At 39.1% G+C, this 17,843-nt stretch carries 15 protein-coding genes; 6 read left to right on the forward strand and 9 right to left on the reverse strand.

Annotated elements, in window-relative coordinates:
- The first annotated feature begins 331 nt into the window (after positions 1-331).
- Positions 332-3,613, forward strand: a complete 3,282-nt coding sequence (locus tag B4U84_RS09515; protein WP_131117286.1) for a DEAD/DEAH box helicase — start codon at positions 332-334, stop codon at positions 3,611-3,613.
- Positions 3,614-3,752: 139 nt separating this feature from the next.
- Positions 3,753-4,592: an SWIM zinc finger family protein gene (locus tag B4U84_RS09520; protein WP_131117289.1), complete on the forward strand. Its 840-nt coding sequence runs from the start codon at positions 3,753-3,755 to the stop codon at positions 4,590-4,592.
- A gap of 71 nt (positions 4,593-4,663) precedes the next feature.
- Here the strand turns inward: B4U84_RS09520 and B4U84_RS30465 are convergent, their stop codons facing one another.
- Positions 4,664-4,975, reverse strand: a complete 312-nt coding sequence (locus tag B4U84_RS30465; RefSeq protein WP_165490264.1) for a hypothetical protein — start codon at positions 4,973-4,975, stop codon at positions 4,664-4,666.
- A gap of 271 nt (positions 4,976-5,246) precedes the next feature.
- Here B4U84_RS30465 and aac(6') point away from each other — a divergent pair, with 271 nt between their 5' ends.
- Entirely contained in the window at positions 5,247-5,738 is a 492-nt protein-coding gene (gene aac(6'), locus B4U84_RS09530) for an aminoglycoside 6'-N-acetyltransferase (protein WP_082068380.1), read from the forward strand.
- 25 nt (positions 5,739-5,763) lie between these two features.
- Here the strand turns inward: aac(6') and B4U84_RS09535 are convergent, their stop codons facing one another.
- Complete coding sequence (locus B4U84_RS09535; protein ID WP_131117291.1) at positions 5,764-7,107, reverse strand: alkaline phosphatase; 1,344 nt, start codon at positions 7,105-7,107, stop codon at positions 5,764-5,766.
- A 91-nt stretch (positions 7,108-7,198) separates the two neighbouring features.
- Between B4U84_RS09535 and B4U84_RS09540 the strand changes: the two genes are divergently transcribed.
- Entirely contained in the window at positions 7,199-8,635 is a 1,437-nt protein-coding gene (locus B4U84_RS09540) for a carotenoid oxygenase family protein (RefSeq protein WP_131117294.1), read from the forward strand.
- Positions 8,636-8,870: 235 nt separating this feature from the next.
- Here the strand turns inward: B4U84_RS09540 and hpsP are convergent, their stop codons facing one another.
- From hpsP to B4U84_RS09570, 6 genes are all read right to left on the reverse strand, one after another.
- Positions 8,871-10,043, reverse strand: coding sequence for a hormogonium polysaccharide biosynthesis glycosyltransferase HpsP (hpsP, locus tag B4U84_RS09545; protein ID WP_131117297.1), 1,173 nt, complete (start codon positions 10,041-10,043; stop codon positions 8,871-8,873).
- 100 nt (positions 10,044-10,143) lie between these two features.
- Positions 10,144-11,316 (reverse strand): hormogonium polysaccharide biosynthesis glycosyltransferase HpsO, encoded by a 1,173-nt coding sequence (hpsO, locus tag B4U84_RS09550; protein ID WP_131117300.1) that lies wholly within the window; start codon positions 11,314-11,316, stop codon positions 10,144-10,146.
- Between the two features lie 74 nt (positions 11,317-11,390).
- Positions 11,391-12,440: a hormogonium polysaccharide biosynthesis glycosyltransferase HpsN gene (gene hpsN, locus B4U84_RS09555; protein WP_242677587.1), complete on the reverse strand. Its 1,050-nt coding sequence runs from the start codon at positions 12,438-12,440 to the stop codon at positions 11,391-11,393.
- Positions 12,430-14,079, reverse strand: coding sequence for a hormogonium polysaccharide biosynthesis protein HpsL (gene hpsL, locus B4U84_RS09560; RefSeq protein ID WP_131117302.1), 1,650 nt, complete (start codon positions 14,077-14,079; stop codon positions 12,430-12,432). Before hpsL ends, hpsN begins: the two co-directional genes overlap by 11 nt.
- Before the next feature lie 413 nt (positions 14,080-14,492).
- Positions 14,493-14,867: a hypothetical protein gene (locus B4U84_RS09565; RefSeq protein WP_017313590.1), complete on the reverse strand. Its 375-nt coding sequence runs from the start codon at positions 14,865-14,867 to the stop codon at positions 14,493-14,495.
- Positions 14,868-15,448: 581 nt separating this feature from the next.
- A complete protein-coding gene (locus B4U84_RS09570; RefSeq protein ID WP_017313589.1) occupies positions 15,449-15,664 on the reverse strand; it encodes a hypothetical protein in 216 nt (71 codons plus the stop codon).
- Positions 15,665-15,811: 147 nt separating this feature from the next.
- On the opposite strand from B4U84_RS09570, the gene B4U84_RS09575 reads away from it, so the two are divergent.
- Positions 15,812-16,039, forward strand: coding sequence for a helix-turn-helix domain-containing protein (locus tag B4U84_RS09575; protein WP_017313588.1), 228 nt, complete (start codon positions 15,812-15,814; stop codon positions 16,037-16,039).
- Between the two features lie 351 nt (positions 16,040-16,390).
- Positions 16,391-16,978, forward strand: a complete 588-nt coding sequence (locus B4U84_RS09580) for a Uma2 family endonuclease (protein WP_131117305.1) — start codon at positions 16,391-16,393, stop codon at positions 16,976-16,978.
- A gap of 279 nt (positions 16,979-17,257) precedes the next feature.
- Here B4U84_RS09580 and B4U84_RS09585 read toward each other — a convergent pair whose 3' ends face one another.
- Complete coding sequence (locus B4U84_RS09585; RefSeq protein ID WP_131117308.1) at positions 17,258-17,827, reverse strand: Uma2 family endonuclease; 570 nt, start codon at positions 17,825-17,827, stop codon at positions 17,258-17,260.
- Between the last annotated feature and the right edge of the window lie 16 nt (positions 17,828-17,843).

A 17,843-nucleotide genomic window follows, 5' to 3' on the forward strand; every position in this document is an offset into this window, starting at 1 on the left:
TTAGACAGTTTGTTTGGTATGTTAAGAAAACTAACTACTAAACTGAAGTAGGTGGTGCAAAATGTAAGTAGGAAATCGGACGACCTTTGTTTGAATCCTGTGTACTTATCTAAAGTGAGTTAGAGATTTACGCAGCCATTAAATAAATTTGTATTCCTTGAAGCCCAACCATAGATCATCCGTGAATTATTAAAGGTCAGTACATTTTGTTAATACGTCCACGTAAAGAAATAATTTAGAAAAATTTAAATATTCGATCCTTGATACCTCAGCTTTGATACAGTAATTCAAAAGCTATGAAAATTTATTGAAAATCTAGAGGCTTCGAGTTATGAAAGTCCTTCATGGTACTTGGATACCGAATGCTGAGGGTGATTTTATACAGTCTGGCGGGTTTTTATTATGGGTGGAAACTCCTGTGATGAAAAAGCGACAAAGCACTAAGAAAAATATTCACCCTGGACATCTGCCAAAAGAAGAATTAGTCAAATTTTTAACGACAGAATTGGGAATCAAAGAAGTAGCACCAGTACTGACACAACGGATATCTCCCAAATATTTTGTTTTGCCAACTATTAATAATCAGCCTTTACCTTCACCAGAATTAAGCAAGTATCTCGAAGCCGAAACCCCGGAAGACTATGAGGAGTTTCAATACTGGCAGGTAGATTGTTATGAAACAGTCACTTCTGCAAACGCAATTAACGCGATTAAATTACTCAATGAAATTCACTTTTTAGCACTTTATAATTCCAGTGAAATTCAACTGGGTTCGGATCTCCTGTTTTGGTATCACTACACCCAAGCTTTTAAAGAGGTTATTTTAAAAGGCCAGTATATTCCAGCACTCAAATATAGATCGTTAAATAATACTACTGAGAAGAAAACTAAACAAAAGTCTGCTAAAAAACCTGCATTTGAAATATATGCAACTTGGGAGATTATTTCCGAGCAATACGAAGCGAATATCAAAAAATACATTGAATATATGCCATTAATTTGTGTGGCGGGTGCAACAGAACCAACAGATGCAGTTGAATTCTACGACAAAGAAACACTATTACGCCACTTTTCGGAATTTCTATTGCATGATTTGCTGACTCATACTCCCTCTACAGCAGCTTTTGACAAACAAATCATTGATTCTCTAGTTTACTATTGCTTGTATCCCAACCGTCACAATCCTTTGACAAGTGATGCAGCTTTAGCAGAATATCAGCAATGGCTGGCGTGGAAAACTAAAATTACTCGCACTCAAAGCGATTCTTTATTTCACCTCTGTTTGCAGTTGTATGATCCTACCCCAGACAATATTGATAACTGGCAAATGCAGTTTTTAGTAGCCAGCAAACAAGAGCCTTCGCTGAAGCTAGCACTGGCTGATTATTGGCCGATGAGTCAAAAAAACAAAGCTGGGGTGGAGAAAGAATTTGGTAAAAACTTTGAAACTAATTTACTGCTGAAACTGGGGTATGCAGCACGGATGTATCCTAAATTATGGCAGGGTTTGGAGAGCGATCGCCCCACAGGAATGCGACTAAGTTTAGAAGAAGCTTTCGACTTTCTCAAAGAAAGTGCTTGGGTATTGGAAGACTCTGGCTTTAAAGTCATCGTACCAGCTTGGTACACTCCCGCAGGTCGCCGTCGTGCCAAAATTCGCCTCAAAGCTTCAAGTGGGAAGTCTGCAACTAAAAGCAAAACAAAAAGCTATTTTGGTCTAGATTCATTAGTACAGTATCAGTATGAATTAGCAATTGGCGATCAAGTCGTCACCCCTAAAGAATGGGAACAGTTAATTAACGCCAAATCTCCCCTTGTGCATTTTCGTGGTCAATGGATGGAACTCGATCGCGATAAAATGCAGCAATTACTCGAATTTTGGCAATCCCACGGTAACGAACAACCAGAAATGACTTTGCTGGAGTTCATGCAACGCAGTGCAGAAGTTGGTGAAGAGTGGGAAGTTGAACATGATGAAGCTTTGTCAGCAATGATGACGAAGTTGCAAGACAAAACCAGACTAGAGCCAATTGCAGAACTAGCAAAGTTACAAGGAACCTTAAGAGAATACCAAAAACGCGGTGTATCCTGGCTGGAATATCTCGAAAGATTGGGATTAAATGGTTGTCTCGCCGATGATATGGGTTTAGGTAAATCGGTGCAGGTAATTGCTCGATTGGTTCAGGAGAGGGAGGTGTGGGGATTCTCCAGAGGAGACGCTTCGCGAACGGGGATTGGGAATTGGGGATCGGGAAAAGAGCTAGAAGACAAGGGGGACAAGAGAGACAAGGGGGACAAGGGGGTAATTTTTGACTCATCTTTGTTGTTACCTACGTTATTAATTGCGCCGACGTCGGTAGTGGGAAATTGGCAAAAAGAAATTGCTAAGTTTGCACCACATCTGAAAACAATGGTGCATCATGGTAGCGATCGCATTTCAAATCCTGCTGACTTTAAAGCCGCAAGTCTGCAACATGATGTAGTTATTACTTCTTTTACCCTGGCTCGTAAAGATGAAAAACTCTTCACTAGCGCCGATTGGCAAAGGATAGTAATAGATGAAGCGCAAAATATCAAAAATCCTAAAGCAGCACAAACTAAAGCTATTTTAAAACTATCGGCAAAACACCGATTAGCATTAACTGGAACTCCTGTAGAAAACCGCTTACTTGATCTTTGGTCAATTTTTAACTTTCTCAATCCTGGTTATTTGGGTAAAGAAGCGCAATTTCGTAAGTCTTTTGAGATTCCGATTCAAAAAGATAATGACAAAATCAAATCAACTACCCTCAAAAAATTAGTCGAACCTCTGATTTTGCGGAGAGTCAAAACAGACCAATCGATTATTAATGATTTACCTGATAAAGTAGAGCAAAAACTATATACTAACCTGACCAAAGAACAAGCATCTCTCTACGAAGTGGTTGTGAAAGACGTTGAAGAAAAACTCCAAGAAGCAGAAGGGATTCAACGCAAAGGTTTAATTCTTTCCACACTGATGAAATTAAAACAGATTTGTAACCATCCAGCCCAATTTTTGCAAGACAACAGTGAATTTTCCACCGAGCGATCGCATAAACTTAGCCGTTTAGCAGAGATGGTAGAAGAGGTAATTTCTGAAGGGGAAAGTTTGCTCATCTTCAGTCAATTTACTGAGATATGCGAGAGTTTAGAAAAACATATAAAACATGCATTTCATTGCAATACTTACTATCTGCATGGTGGTACTAGCCGCAAACGCCGGGAACAAATGATTACCGAATTTCAAGACCTGGAAACAGAACCATCTGTTTTTATACTTTCTCTCAAAGCAGGCGGTGTTGGTATTACTTTAACCAAAGCCAACCACGTCTTCCACTTTGATCGATGGTGGAATCCCGCCGTCGAAAACCAAGCCACTGATCGCGCTTTTCGGATTGGTCAAAAAAAGAATGTCTTTGTGCATAAATTTGTGGCGATCGGTACACTAGAAGAGAAAATTGATCAGATGATTGAAGATAAGAAAAAACTCTCTGCGGCTGTAGTTGGTAGCGATGAATCGTGGTTAACAGAATTAGATAACGAAGCATTTAAACAACTTATTTCGCTGAACAAGAGCGCAATTTTGGAATAAAAACGTTGCTGAATCCAATATGTTCGTGAGGTGAAAATTGATGAGCAGACTCAAATCAACACTCTGCTGCGAGCATACATGGAAGCACATCGATCTTGAGTATTTATTGGTGAAAGAAGAGAATATATAGGTATTGTTTATGTCAAAATTTTCTCGTACTTGGTGGGGCGATCGCTTTATTAAAGCTCTAGAAGCATTTACCGACGAAGGTAGACTCCAGCGCGGACGCTCTTATGCTCGTGGTGGTAAAGTCAAAAGCTTTGAGATAGAACAAAATCATATTACTGCTCAAGTCAGGGGTTCAGTAAATCCTTATTTTGGTGTTTACAAAGAACCTACCTACCACATAGAAATAGAAATCAAAGCTATTAATAAAACTAATTGGAAACAAGCTATAGATAAACTTTCATCAAAAGCGAGTATTGTTTCTCGACTGTTGCTAAATGAAGTTCCAGAAAATATAGAAGATACTTTTGCTGAATTAGGACTACATTTATTGCCGCACAGTCGTAAGGACTTTACAACAAGTTGTTCTTGTCCAGATTATGCTAATCCCTGCAAACACATCGCTGGAGTTTATTATTTAGTCGCATCCCAACTGGATAATAATCCATTTTTGTTATTTGAACTGCGGGGATTATCGAAAGCAGAATTACAAGCAAAGTTGGCTGATTCACCTTTAGGTAAAGCTCTATCTGCGGAATTGAATGATCGAGATATTTATCTAGAAAATTCCACATCACTTTATACAAAAGTAGAAAAACAACCTGTTACTCAAAAGCCAACTGCTAGAGAATTTTGGTTAAGCACAAAAAGGCTACCGCAAGCAATAGAAGTTCCGACAAAAAGTAGTGTTTCAGCTATTTTGATTAAAAAGCAGGGTGATTTTCCCGCTTTTTGGCAAAAAGATAATTCTTTTATTGCAACAATGGAAGAATTGTATGGGCGGGTGAAGAACAAAAATCAGAATTTGATTTAACATGTGTTTCTCCACAGGCTTTTGATTCCCCCAACTTCCCTTAATTAAAATTTACTAAGGGTTTAAAACCCTTAGCTAACAGCACAAGTCGTCTTCAGACGACTCGAATAAATCAAGTAGTCTGCTTTAAGCAGGGGTTTTTTTGAACATTTGGGATGCTCCCTTTCAAACACTCGTTGATGAGTCTCAAACACTCGAYGACGACTCTCAAACACTCGTTGATGAGTYTCAAACACTCGACGACGACTCTCAAACACTCGTTGATGAGTCTCTAATACTCGTTGACGACTCTCTAATACTCGTTGATGAGTCTCAAACACTCGACGACGACTCTCTAATACTCGTTGATGAGTCTCAAACACTCGACGACGACTCTCAAACACTCGACGACGAGTATTTAAGAGTCGTTCATCTATTTCATATCAGGTTCGGATAATTAGTTATACTTACCACAGTCATTGCACCCTACCCCGGTTTTGGCTTTAGACAAAACTGGGGTGGGGTTCAAAGGGAATTATAAGTAATCAAGCAAACCTGATATCACGCTTGCTGAAATCTGCTGTATTTGTATGCATGTGATACCATTTCACAAAAAATCTGATACAAATGCAGACCCTGTACCAGACGCGATATATCGCGTCTGGTACAAAATTTATGTGTATCGTGATTAACGTGAAATGGTATGAGGTTGTAGTGAAAATTGTCAAAGTTACCCAAGATGACTTTAATGAATGGCTAGACCTGACTTTAAAACTATGGCCAGATGAATCACGCGAAGAAAGACAGATTAGTCTGACAAAGATTCTCCAATCTCCTCGTGAGGCTGGATTTATAGTCAGATCTGAAGATGGAAGTGCGATCGCATTTATGAATCTTTCTCTTCGCTTTGACTATGTTCCGGGTGCTACTCACACTCCCGTTGCGTATGTAGAAGGGATTTATGTGAAAGATGAGTATCGAAAACAAGGTGTGGGTAAATTTTTAATTGAATACGCCCAAAAATGGGCTATTGAAAATGGATGTGTGGAACTTGCTTCAGATGCTTTACTGGAAAACACAGCAAGTTATGAGTTTCATACAAAAGTAGGGTTCCAAGAAGTGGAACGAGTTGTCACTTTCATCAAGAAAATAGCTTCTTCTGAGTGATTTGTGTTCTTTAGGAAAGAATAATTTAACTTTTTGATACTTCCTTGCCAAACAATGTCCGGTACATCAATTTATAAATATCTGTATTATCTACTGTATTGGGTAGTAACTCAGAATTAAAACCATGTGCTTTTGCCACAATCGAGCCAGTGAAATCACCTAAACCAGCCCAAGCGATCGCAAAGGGAAAGCGTTTACCTTGTTTGTCTGGTGCAGAGACAAAGGGTAAAGTTGCAGTTCCTTCTTTTCCATCCCAGGGTGAACCGTTTTCGCCTTTTTCTGGTAAAGGCTGATTGAGAGGGAAATCTTTTTCTGTGACTCCTACTACTTCTAACCCACCTGCATCACTATCTGCGGCTGTCACTAACAAAGTATTTGGGTTTTTTTCAATAAATTTCATCGCTACACCGACAGCATCATCGGCGCGTTTGATTGCTTGAATACAACCAGCTGCATGATTAAAGTTGCAGAAATTATCACTACCCTCTTCTTCTAAAACCACAAAGAAACCCTTCGAGTTCTGGGACACTATTTTTAAAGTTGCATCCAACATTTCCCCAACTGTCGGTGCTGTGGGGACATATAAAGGCAAATTTTGTTGTTTTAATTCTTCTTCTGGTGCATCGTTATAAGTATCATCGGCGGCAAAAATACCCAGGACTTTCTTAGTATTTGCTGGTAATTGCAAGAGTTCATCGCGGGTATAAACTACGGTGTAACCCTTTTGTTTGGCTTCTTCAATCAAATTGATTCCGTCTTGGCGTTGACTTTGTTCGGCGGTGGTGTGTCTTCCAGCTGTACCTTTGGGTAGATACCACATCTCGCCACCACCCATAATTACATCAACTCCAGATAGAACAATTTGCTTGGTGATTTCGGCAAATTCGCGGCGATTTGCAGCCTTTGCGACAAATGCACCCGTCCCCGGTTCGTGAATCATCCCAGAGTTAATAATGGCGGTTCCTTTACCTGTGGCGATCGCTTCTTGCATAATTGTCTGAGGTTGACCAGAAAAAGCAACTACAGGTTGAAAAGCTTCATTCAAACCGAAAGAATCAGCATTGACTTTCACTCCTGTGGCGTGAGTTACTGCACCAGCGTTAGAAGTAGCAGTGAGTTGGTTTTTCATGTGTCCCAAGTACACAGCGAGATGCGACATCTGATCCCAATTGAGTCTACCATCCGGGCCAAGGTAAAGCATCCGCGCCGCCCCCCAGTGAGATGCACTCGTACCATCTGGATGAATAAAGATTACATTTCCTGAGCGGGAGTTGGTATTAACTGGGTTCGGGGAAGTGCAGGCTACTAATATAGCTACTAAGGCAGTGGCAGCTAAGACAATTATTTTGTTATTTAGTACCTTGAGCATATGTTTAATAGGGATGTGATGGTATGAGTGTAGGAGTGTGGGACACCCTTACACCCTTACACCCCTATACCCTTTCTTTGGTCAATTTTCTATGGCTTTAATTAAAGACAAGTTAAGAACAAAAGCTTGGGCTGGTGCAGTAGCTCAACCCGCTCAAGAATTTCCTCTCACTCCCTTACCTGTAATTTCTGGCACAATTACATCTGGTTTACGTGGCACACTTTACCGCAACGGACCTGCGCGGATGGAGCGGGGCAATATGCCTATGGGACACTGGTTTGATGGAGATGGCGCAATTCTGGCTGTACATTTTAATGATGCGAGTGCTACGGGTGTTTACCGTTATGTTCAAACTATTGGCTACCAAGAAGAATCAGCAGCAGGTAAACTACTTTACGGTAACTATGGGATGATAGCACCGGGAGCATTTTGGAATAAATGGTTCAAACCAGTCAAGAATGTTGCTAATACTAGCGTGTTAGCACTCCCAGATAAACTATTAGCATTATGGGAAGGTGGTAAACCCTACGCTCTTGATTTGCACAACTTGGAAACTTATGGCGAAGATGATTTAGGTGGATTAACTCAAGGTTTAACTTATTCCGCACACTATAAACGTGATCCGCAGACAGGGGAAATTTTTAACTTTGGTATAACTCCTGGGTTAAATTCCACTTTGCATATTTATAAAAGCGATGCTAGTGGCAAAATTTTCCAGAAAGCAGCTCATGAACTTGATGGTATTCCTGTGGTGCATGATTTTGTTTTCGCAGGACAATACCTGATATTTTGCATACCACCAGTGCGGTTGAATCTGCTTCCTGCTTTAACTGGGTTGAGTAATTTTAGTGATGCTTTACAATGGCAACCTAGTAAGGGAACACAAATTTTAGTCATTGACCGCGAAAGCTTAAGAATGATCAGTCGTAGTGAAGCGGAACCTTGGTATCAGTGGCATTTTGGTAATGGTTATGTAGATGATAGCGGTACGATAATTGTAGATATTGCCCGTTATCAAGACTTTCAAACCAACGAATATCTTAAAGAAGTTCCTACGGGGGAAACTCACACTCCAGCTAAAAGTACACTATCGCGAATTTACATTCATCCACAAACAGGCAAAGTTACTCATACTCAACAAATATTAGACTGTCATTGTGAGTTTCCTGGCGTACCACCCGAAAATGTCGGACGAAACTCCAGATACACATACTTATCGACTTTCCGACATGGAACAGATATTAGCCAAGAAATAGTGAATGCGATCGCCTGCTATGATCACAAAACCGAAACTCTCAGCAAAACAGACTGTGGTGAAAATCGCTACCCCAGCGAACCCATCTATGCAACAGACGCAGACAATCCACAACAAGCTTGGATTTTAACCGTTGTCTATGATGGGAATTGCGATCGCAGTCAAGTTTGGATATTTGACGCCCATCGGTTAAATGAAGAACCCGTGTGTAAACTGGAATTACCAAGTGTGATTCCTCATAGTTTTCACGGTACTTGGAAACCGAAAGATTAAGGGTGTGATACCAATTTCCTTTAAAAGTGAAACATAGTTTTTTGTAGAGACGCGATATATCGCGTCTTTACAGGGTCTGTATTTGTATCAGATTTTTTGTGATATCAGGTTCGCTTGATTACTTATGATTCCCTCTGAACCCCACCCCGGTTTTGTCTAACGCCAAAACCTCCCCTCCCCGCACGCGGGGAGGGGATTAAGGGGTGGGGTGCAATGAAAATGAGTACAGACACTATTAATCCCATCTATAAATTTGTTGATATGCTTGGATTGTTTGACGAGCGATCGCATCCCAACTATAGTTTTGCAATGCATATTCTTTAGCGTTTAATCCTCGTCGTTGACATTCCGCAGGATTTTGCAAAGCGGTACGCAGTGACTCAGTCAGTGTTAGCACGTCTGTTGTAGTCACCCATCCCGACTCGCTTTCCTGCACCTGTTGGTAAATATGCACTTGATCGGAAATGACTACAGGTGTTCCTGCTACCATTGCTTCAGCGACAGCGATACCAAAGTTTTCGTAGTAGGAAGGTAAAACAAATAAATCAGCAGCTTGCAACAGACTAGATTTTAAGTCCCCAGTGACAAAACCAGTAATTGTAGTGTGCGATCGCAAAGTAGAATGATCTATCTGTGATTTGATTTTGTTCTCATAATCTGGCTCTTGTGGGTTTGTTCCAGCTAAAACAAAGTGAAAATTTAACCCTTCAACTAAAAGCTTTTCCAAAGCTGGAATCAACAAATTCAAACCCTTCTTTTTATCAATTCGGGACATAAACAACACCAACGGGATATCATCATCAATCCCCAATTGATTACGTATGTTTTCCTTATTTTCTTTGAGAGGATTCACACCCAATTGCATAACTAAATCCCGTGTTTTTACTCCGAATCTTTCGGAAATTTGCGCCTCTTGAACACTAGTAAAATGAAGCGCAGCAGCACCAGCGATATTCTCACGCTCTAATATCGCAGCATAAATTTGTTTCAGATATCTTTTCTTTTGTAAATCGGCTGGGTCAAGAGTACCTAAAGGACGCAAAATATAAGGTAGTTTTCGACGACGACAAATTGCCGCAGCAGCGCTACTTACAGGAGAGAATAAAGCATGAACGTGCGCTAAATCAAACTCTTGAGCATAGCGATTTAACCACTTGCATAAATCAAGAGAAAATTTGTAGCGACGAAAAGGGGCGCAACGAAAATAGATGATTTCGTAACCATCTTTCTGGATGGGAATATTTAAACTAACATCCAAAGGATTTTGATTATTATCACCATTACTATCAGTTGTAATTACAGTTACTTTCACACCTTCTTTTGCTAAAGCCGGCGCTAATCCTAGTACCATTTGACTTGGTCCACCGTAAATTAGGGAAATAGAAGGAACTATTTGAAGAACTTTCATTTAAAGTTTATATTTTGCTCTTTGGGATTATAGATCCCCGACTTCTTTAAGAAGTCGGGGATCTGAACACACGCGATTCATCAAAACTGTAATAAATTCATCAATCAATAATCTCTCTATAAAACTCTAATTGCTGTTTTGCTAAAGCTTTATTTGTATATTGTGAGCTTACTCTTTGATAACCCATCTCACCTAAAGCTTGAGCAAAATCTGGTTTTTCTATTAATTTGAGAATGCAATCAGCAAGGATTTGGACATTTCCTTCAGGAAAGACTAAACCAGCATCACCAATTACGTGAGGAATTTCACCCGAATCAGAACCAATCACGGGTACTTGACAAGCCATTGCTTCAATCAGAACATGACCAAATTGTTCTTTCCAACCAATAGCAGTTAAGGTTTTAAATTTGTATGTTGTTTCTGATGGTAGTACCAGAGTATTCATTAAGTTGATATATTTATAAACTTCATCGTGGGGAACACTTTCTACGATGATTATTCTGTCTTGCATCTGATTTTCCACGGCTTTATTCATCAACTCTGTTCGCAAATCACCACGTCCCAACAGCAATAATTTCCAAGGTTTATCTTTTGGTAAAAGAGTTAAAGCTTCTATCAGAGTTAATAACCCTTTCTCTTTTACAAATCGCCCGACAAACCCAACAATAAATTCATCTATTTCAAGACCTAATTGTTTAGCTAAATCTGGTTGTAATTGAGGTGTAAATACACGTTCATCTACACCTAGTTGAGGTATGACTTTAATTGGTCTTTTGTATCCACGTTGGCGTAATATTTCAGCACCGTCTTGATTGCCAGATATAATACCGTGGCTATTGTGGAGATTATATTTCTCTAATAAAGAAACTGGAAAGTTTAATTTGTATGGTAAATTCCACCAGGTAAAAAATAAATTTTTTGCTTGTAATCGCAAAAGTTTATTCAAGGTAATCATTTGAGCATAAGCCAAACTTCTCGAAGCTTGTTCTACTTGAATAATTTGGGGGCTAAACTGTCGCATTAAAGATATTAAATCAGTGCCAAAAGTCAATAATCCTTGATGATTTTGACTAAAGTTAGAAATAGGAACAATCCGAAATCTACCTTCGTCGCGATATTCAGTTTCAATAATTTTGTTTTGAACTCCTCCCGGTTGCCATTTTTTAGGTACTACAACCGTTACTTCAATCTTTGACTCTAACTGGGATAAAGCTCGTAATTTTTCACAATTAATATCTACAATATAGCTATGACTGGCGACTAGAATTTTCATAAATAACAAAATAACAATTAATATATGAAGTTTGTAGTCAGGACTTGAGTCTTTTTTAAGCACTAAAGTGCTTACTACAAACTCTTATCTAAGCGAGTGTAAATTTGACCATCATTCCAAAGAGATTGGATGATGGTTCCGAAAGCTTTAGCAAAACCTAAAGTGTAGAAAATAGCGCGGGTGAAAATTTTGATTGGGGAACCGCTTTTGTGACAAGGAGGACGTCCTAAAACATGACAGTCAAACAAACGGATGTAAAAGCGTAAAGCTTGACTAACAGTCAGGTTTTTTAAACCCAATAGAAAATGATTGTGATAAAAAGTAAGTTGATATTTGAGCGATCGCATACTAATATCATGACAACCACCCGTCTCTTCTCCCAAATGCACTAAACTAGCTTCTGGGTCATACCAAATCTTATAACCAGTTTGCCGTAACCGCAAACAAAAATCAGATTCTTCTCGAACTGCACTACCAAGAAATCTCTCATCAAAATGCAGTCCATGCTGAGTAAAAATTTCACGACGAAACGACATATTACAACCCCTCGCTGTCAGCACTTCTTGGGGTTTGATTGTATGCACTAAATCTATATAATACCAAGCAATACCAGGGTCCATTGCCTGAGGAGGTAAATATTCAATAGTCTTATAAGGTGCATCTCCCTGTGTTTTTCCTTGGATAGTATCAGCTATTTTCATCCTGTCAAAAACTCGCCCAGCAACAGCACCTATCTCTGGTTTCTCTAAATAATTTTTCCCATGGGCTGATAAAAATCCAGGATTTAACTTCACATCATCATCAATAAATAAAATTATATTTCCTTGAGCGCGTCGCACTGCATAATTACGCGCTCCTGGTAAACTAGCCCAGTTTAAACGGAACCATTGAATTTTATTTGCTGTAGCTTGTTCCGATAAAAAAGCTTCAATTTCTACTTCATGTTTTGGAGTTTGGTCTACTACTAAAACTTCAAAATTTGCATAATCTTGGTTCAATACATCAATCAAACTATCTCGCAGCGCTTCCTCTCGACCATAAGTAGGAATAATCACAGAAATCAAAGGTATTTTGTCATTAGTAGAGACGCGATTCATCGCGTCTGTACAATAGTCATTTGTCATTTGTTAGTTGTTCTCCCTTGTCCCCTAATTGTTGCAGTCTTTCCATTTTGTCTATGACTGGTAATTTTAAGAGAATACCAGCAGCAAACCAATAATAAACAGCTACAGGATCAACATCTAAAGGATAGTAATAGGTGTTGTAACTAATAAACAATATAAACACCCACATCGCAGCGCCGTAACTGCGGAAATTACGGTTTTTTACTAAACGATATTGTCGAAAACAAATAATTGTTAAGGTTGTAACCAAAGCAATAAATCCTAATAGTCCAAAAATTCCTACTTCATACATAACTTTTGGATAATAGGTTTCGACTAGTTTTGTTGGTCCCATCGCACGTGCAGAATTAGTCGCACGACCTAAACCACTTCCAAAGGGTCCATCTACAGTTTTCCAATTTTCCTCAAATTGTTGGACTATAAATTCATAGGGAGGAGAAGCATTCCAACGGGCGATAAAACTGTCCATTCTCTCTTGGACAACGATGGGATTACTAACGATTGCAATTCCCAAAAGAATTGCTAGTCCAAAAAATATAGGAATAAATCTTTTTAAATTACCAATTTGACCTGTCAGTACAAGTAACATTACAAAACAAACTGGTACTAAAGCTAAAGCTATTCTTTGTCCAGAAATAACTGCATTAATAAATACCGATGCCATTGAAGCTAAACTGATAATCCGCCAAATAATAGCAGGGTCACTAAAGCCAGTTGCAAAAGTAAAAAATGTACTAGAAATTAAAAACCATGCCCATTGCCAAGGTGCAACAAATGTTCCTGGTAAGCGAATCATTCCTTGACTAGGACTATAAACTAATGAACCACCAAAAAAACATCTTGCTTCCAGTGAAGCTTTAAATAAAGCAGCACCTTCTGCATTTCTTGTACCTTCACATATTCCAGTTAATAATAATAGATATTGAATAAATCCTAGAACACAAGCAACAAGAGTTAAAATAACTTGTAAGCGAGAAATAAATAAAAAGTCAACTTTATTACGAATTAAATAATAAACACAACCAATCAGAGGTACATAACCTAAAAATACTTTTAACCCCAAAATTCCCATACCAATCGGAAATTCTTTCGGTGGTGTTTTAAAAAGTGCAACAGGAGGCGGGTTAAACTGTTGTCCACCATTTATAAATAACAGTGTGATTATGCATGAACCTAATAGAATATATAGCGGAGTTTTAATTCCCGCTGGAATAATTAGGGGTAGTCTCTGTTTACGGCAATTCTGCCAAAGTGCAATCAATGCAGGAATATAGAAAGAATCTTTTGCTAATTGCAGTATGGGACTATTGCCGATGTAGTAAGTGATAGTACCTCCAAATGGTACATAAAAAATAAAAGCAAACAAAGCTTGGCGGGGATATTTGTAGGCTAGTGACATGACTATAATCCCCATTACTGCTGGAACTGCTGCTTTAATTCCAGCTACTAAAAAAAGAATAAAGCCAATAAATAAACCCCCACCAATTGCAGGAGTTAGTAGATTAATCAGTTCTTGGCGCGCCTGTGCTGTTTTGCGCTTTTGGGCTAAACGTTCTTTTAGGGTGAGGGTGGGAGTTTCCTGTTTTTTTTGCTTTTTGGTTTTTGGATTTTTCCGGGATTTGAGCTTTGATTTTGGCATGATTTGGTATCAATACGCGTCATTTGTCATTGGTCATTGCTAAGAGAATGTTTGAAAAGTTCTGTTGTTGGTAGCAAAGTTCTAGACCCCTAATACCATTTCACAAAAATCTTGATACAAATACAGGCGGTGTAGAGACGCGAAATTACCCTGCGGGAACGCTAAAAGCGAACGCGTCTCTACAAAGGATTTTGGGCTTATCTGAACTGTATTGTGGTATAAATCCCTTTTTCCAAGGGGGACTTTTTTCCAGTTTCCCCTTAAAAAAGGGGGTTATACCATTTCACGTTAATCACGGTACACATAAATTTTGTACCAGACGCGATATATCGCGTCTCTACAGGGTCTGTATTTGTATCAGATTTTTTGTGAAATGGTATTAGGAGACACCCCTTTTCCAAATCAGAATTTATCTAACTTGCAACCGCCATTGGCTTTTTGCGATTGGGACGTTTGCGGTCTGATTTTTTCTTCAATCCAACAGCTTGCGCTTGGTCACTATCTGAACCATATTGACCACGCACAACTTCTTTCATCGCTAATACAGCGTTGTGAAATTGCCATTCTGCTAATCGCGCAGCATCAGTAGCAGCACGGTATAAAGCTAGTTTTTCCGTTTCGACTTTTTGTTGCATCATCATTGCCTGATAAGCTTGCTGTAAGTTGTCAACAGAAGCATCAGCACGAGTTGTGTTGTAGGTACTGATGGTTTGCAAACCGTGCAATGAATCAATATCTTGACTAATTATTTGAGGGGACAAGCGGCGTGTTGTGTCTGGGGTAGGCATAAATGCTTCCGTATTAAACTACACATTTAATGTTCCCATTACAACAATAAAACTAACAATCATATTTTTTTGTAGAGACGCGATATATCGCGTCTCTACATTATTTATCTGTATTGCGATTAACGTGAAATGGTATGAGAAGGCAGAAGGAAGAAGGCAGAAGGGAACCCCATAAATAAATTTAGGGGTTTCTAACAAGGACGCCTTGTATCTTGTGCTACGCATCTTGATACAAATCTTATTATCTTTTCCACGAATAAATTCGGGGGCTTGAAACCAAATGGCAGAATGAAGAGGACTGAATTTTTTGGTATAAATTTTTTATTAAACCTTCTGCCTTCTGCCCTCAGCATAAGTGCCTTTCTTCGGTCATATCAAGTTCGGATAATTAGTTATATTTCCCACAATCATTGCACCCCACCCCTTAATCCCCTAGGCGCAGGCGCTTAGGGGAGGTTTTGGCGTTAGACAAAACCGGGGTGGGGTTCATGGGGGATTATAAGTAATTTAGCGAACCTGATATCAGATATTTAGAACCCCGACTTTTTGAAAAAGTCGGGGTTCTGGCTGGACTGAAAATTTTAAACCTCTTGTTTTTGTTTCATTTTTTCAAGTTTTTCTGCTATAGCTTGAGCATCTTTGCCCAAAAAATTATTACTGTCGCCGTTACTCCAAATTATGTAACATGCTAATTGCCAAGACTGATGAATATGAATCTGGCGAAACTGAATTTGACGAGCGTAAGCTAAGTTTAAGCAGCCTCTTGTGGGTGTTTGACAGAGAATAGATTGTGGCATAATTAGTTAAACCTTGAATAAAGGGTCGAGAAGCGGTTTCTACTTTTGGTTGGGTGGAACCGCTTCTCTTATTTCATTATTTAACAGTTGTTTACGCTTGTCAATAAGCGTAGTAAAATATCATGTTAAAAGTAGTAGTGTATTGCTATGGATTTGAAGCAGTTAAGAGAAAAAGTTGGTTTAAGGACAGTAGACATAGCATCACAACTAGGAATTGCTGAGTCTACTGTTCGCAATTGGGACAGTGGTAGACATTCTCCGAGATTGTCTATTGAAGAAATACCTAAATTCTTGGAGGTGTATCAATGTACTCTTGAAGAAGCGATCGCAGCTGCAAAGGAAAGTAGAAGGAAGTTTGAGGAAGCTAATTCCTGATTTAATCTTTTGCAAGCCGATACATTCGCAATGTAAGTCGATACATTCGCAATGTAAGTCGATACATTAACAATGTAAGCCGATACATTAACAATGTAAGCCGATACATTAACAATGTAAGCCGATACATTAACAATGCAGGTCGATACATTAACAATGTAAGTCGATACATTAACAATGTAAGAGTTTTTAAGCACTGAAGTGCTTACTACGAGGCGTTTTGAATTGATTGAGGGGTTTGATTCCCTCAATCACTTTCCAACAACATCATTTATTCCTGGGCGGATTGTGGCAACAATTAAATAGTACTGCTATGCAGGCGATCGCTTTTCCCTTGGGAAGTAAATATATATGAGTATTGCTCAAGCTAAACGTTTTACCGTAGCTGAATATCACAAACTCGCGGAACTGGGCTTTTTTGGTGAAGATGATCACATTGAATTAATCAATGGAGAAATTATTCAAATGGTAGCAAAGGGCAAAGCCCACGAAACTTGTTTGCGAAAATTGTTAAAGGAACTGCCAAAATTAGTAGGAGACAGAGCAACTTTACAATCTCAAGCGCCAATTATCTTACCGCCCAACAGTGAACCAGAACCAGATTTTGCTATTCTTAAAAATCGCTCAGATGATTATCTTTTTGGTCATCCCGAACCTGCTGATACGTTGTTAGTTATAGAAGTTGCAGATTCCTCTTTATATTATGACCGAGATGTGAAAATTCCTCTCTATGCTAAAGCAGGTATTGCTGATTATTGGATAATTAATTTGGGTGATAATTATCTCGAATATTACAGCGAACCATATCAGGATAATCAAGGTAAATACGGTTATTTAAATAAAAGAATTATCTTACCAAATCAAGTAATATCATTGCCTTGCTTCCCTGACTTGTCTCTAGATTTAAATAAAGTATTTCCACAAAATATGAATGCTTAAAAACGAACAGAACCCCGACTTCTTAGAGAAGTCGGGGTTCTTGTTGTTCAAAATTTAATTAATAGACCTCTTGCATGAATCTTTCCCCTCTCCCTAAATCCCTCTCCCAAACATGGGAGAGGGACTTGGAAATTGGCTCCCCTTCTCCCAATTTTGACCAGAAGGGGCTGGGGGATGAGGGCAAGTTTTGCATTCGTGCAAGAGGTTTAATGTTCGTAGTAAGTACTTTAGTGCTTCAAAAATAATATTTCTACTTTCATCTGAATGTCGGATAATCATTTACACAAAAAACCGACTTACAACACAACTAAAACCAGGCAACAAAGGAGAACTCAATTCATCATTATCTAACAACGTTACCACCAACTTTAAAACTCCACTTTCCCGCCGATAAACTTCAACTTGTTGCAATCGCCAATCTGCAATCCAATATTCTTTCACTCCCCGTGAAGCATAGAGCTTGAGTTTCGCTTCTCTATCCCGACGCTCATTTTCCACACCAGGAGATAATACTTCTACCACTAACTCCGGTGCGCCTGTTAAATGTCCCGCTTCGTCAAGCAAAGCTGCTAAACGTTCATGACTCGCCCAAACCACATCTGGAATGACATTATCAGTTTCCGAAAACAGCACACCAGGAGTAATACTTGCTTGTCCCAAACCACTAGAATCTGACCAAAAATCAAGTTCTCGGAAGATACGACCGCAAGTACGTTGATGTTTCCAGTGGGGCGCTCTGGTCATGAATAACTCTCCGTCTATAATCTCATAGCGTGTACCCTCGTTTTCGGGTAGGAGGTCTATGTCTGTAGTAGTCCAGCGCACACGCTCAGTTGCTGTCTGATTCATAGCCGCTCTCTTTTTT

It is taken from the genome of Westiellopsis prolifica IICB1, assembly GCF_004323185.1.
Lineage (GTDB): Bacteria > Cyanobacteriota > Cyanobacteriia > Cyanobacteriales > Nostocaceae > Pelatocladus > Pelatocladus prolificus_A.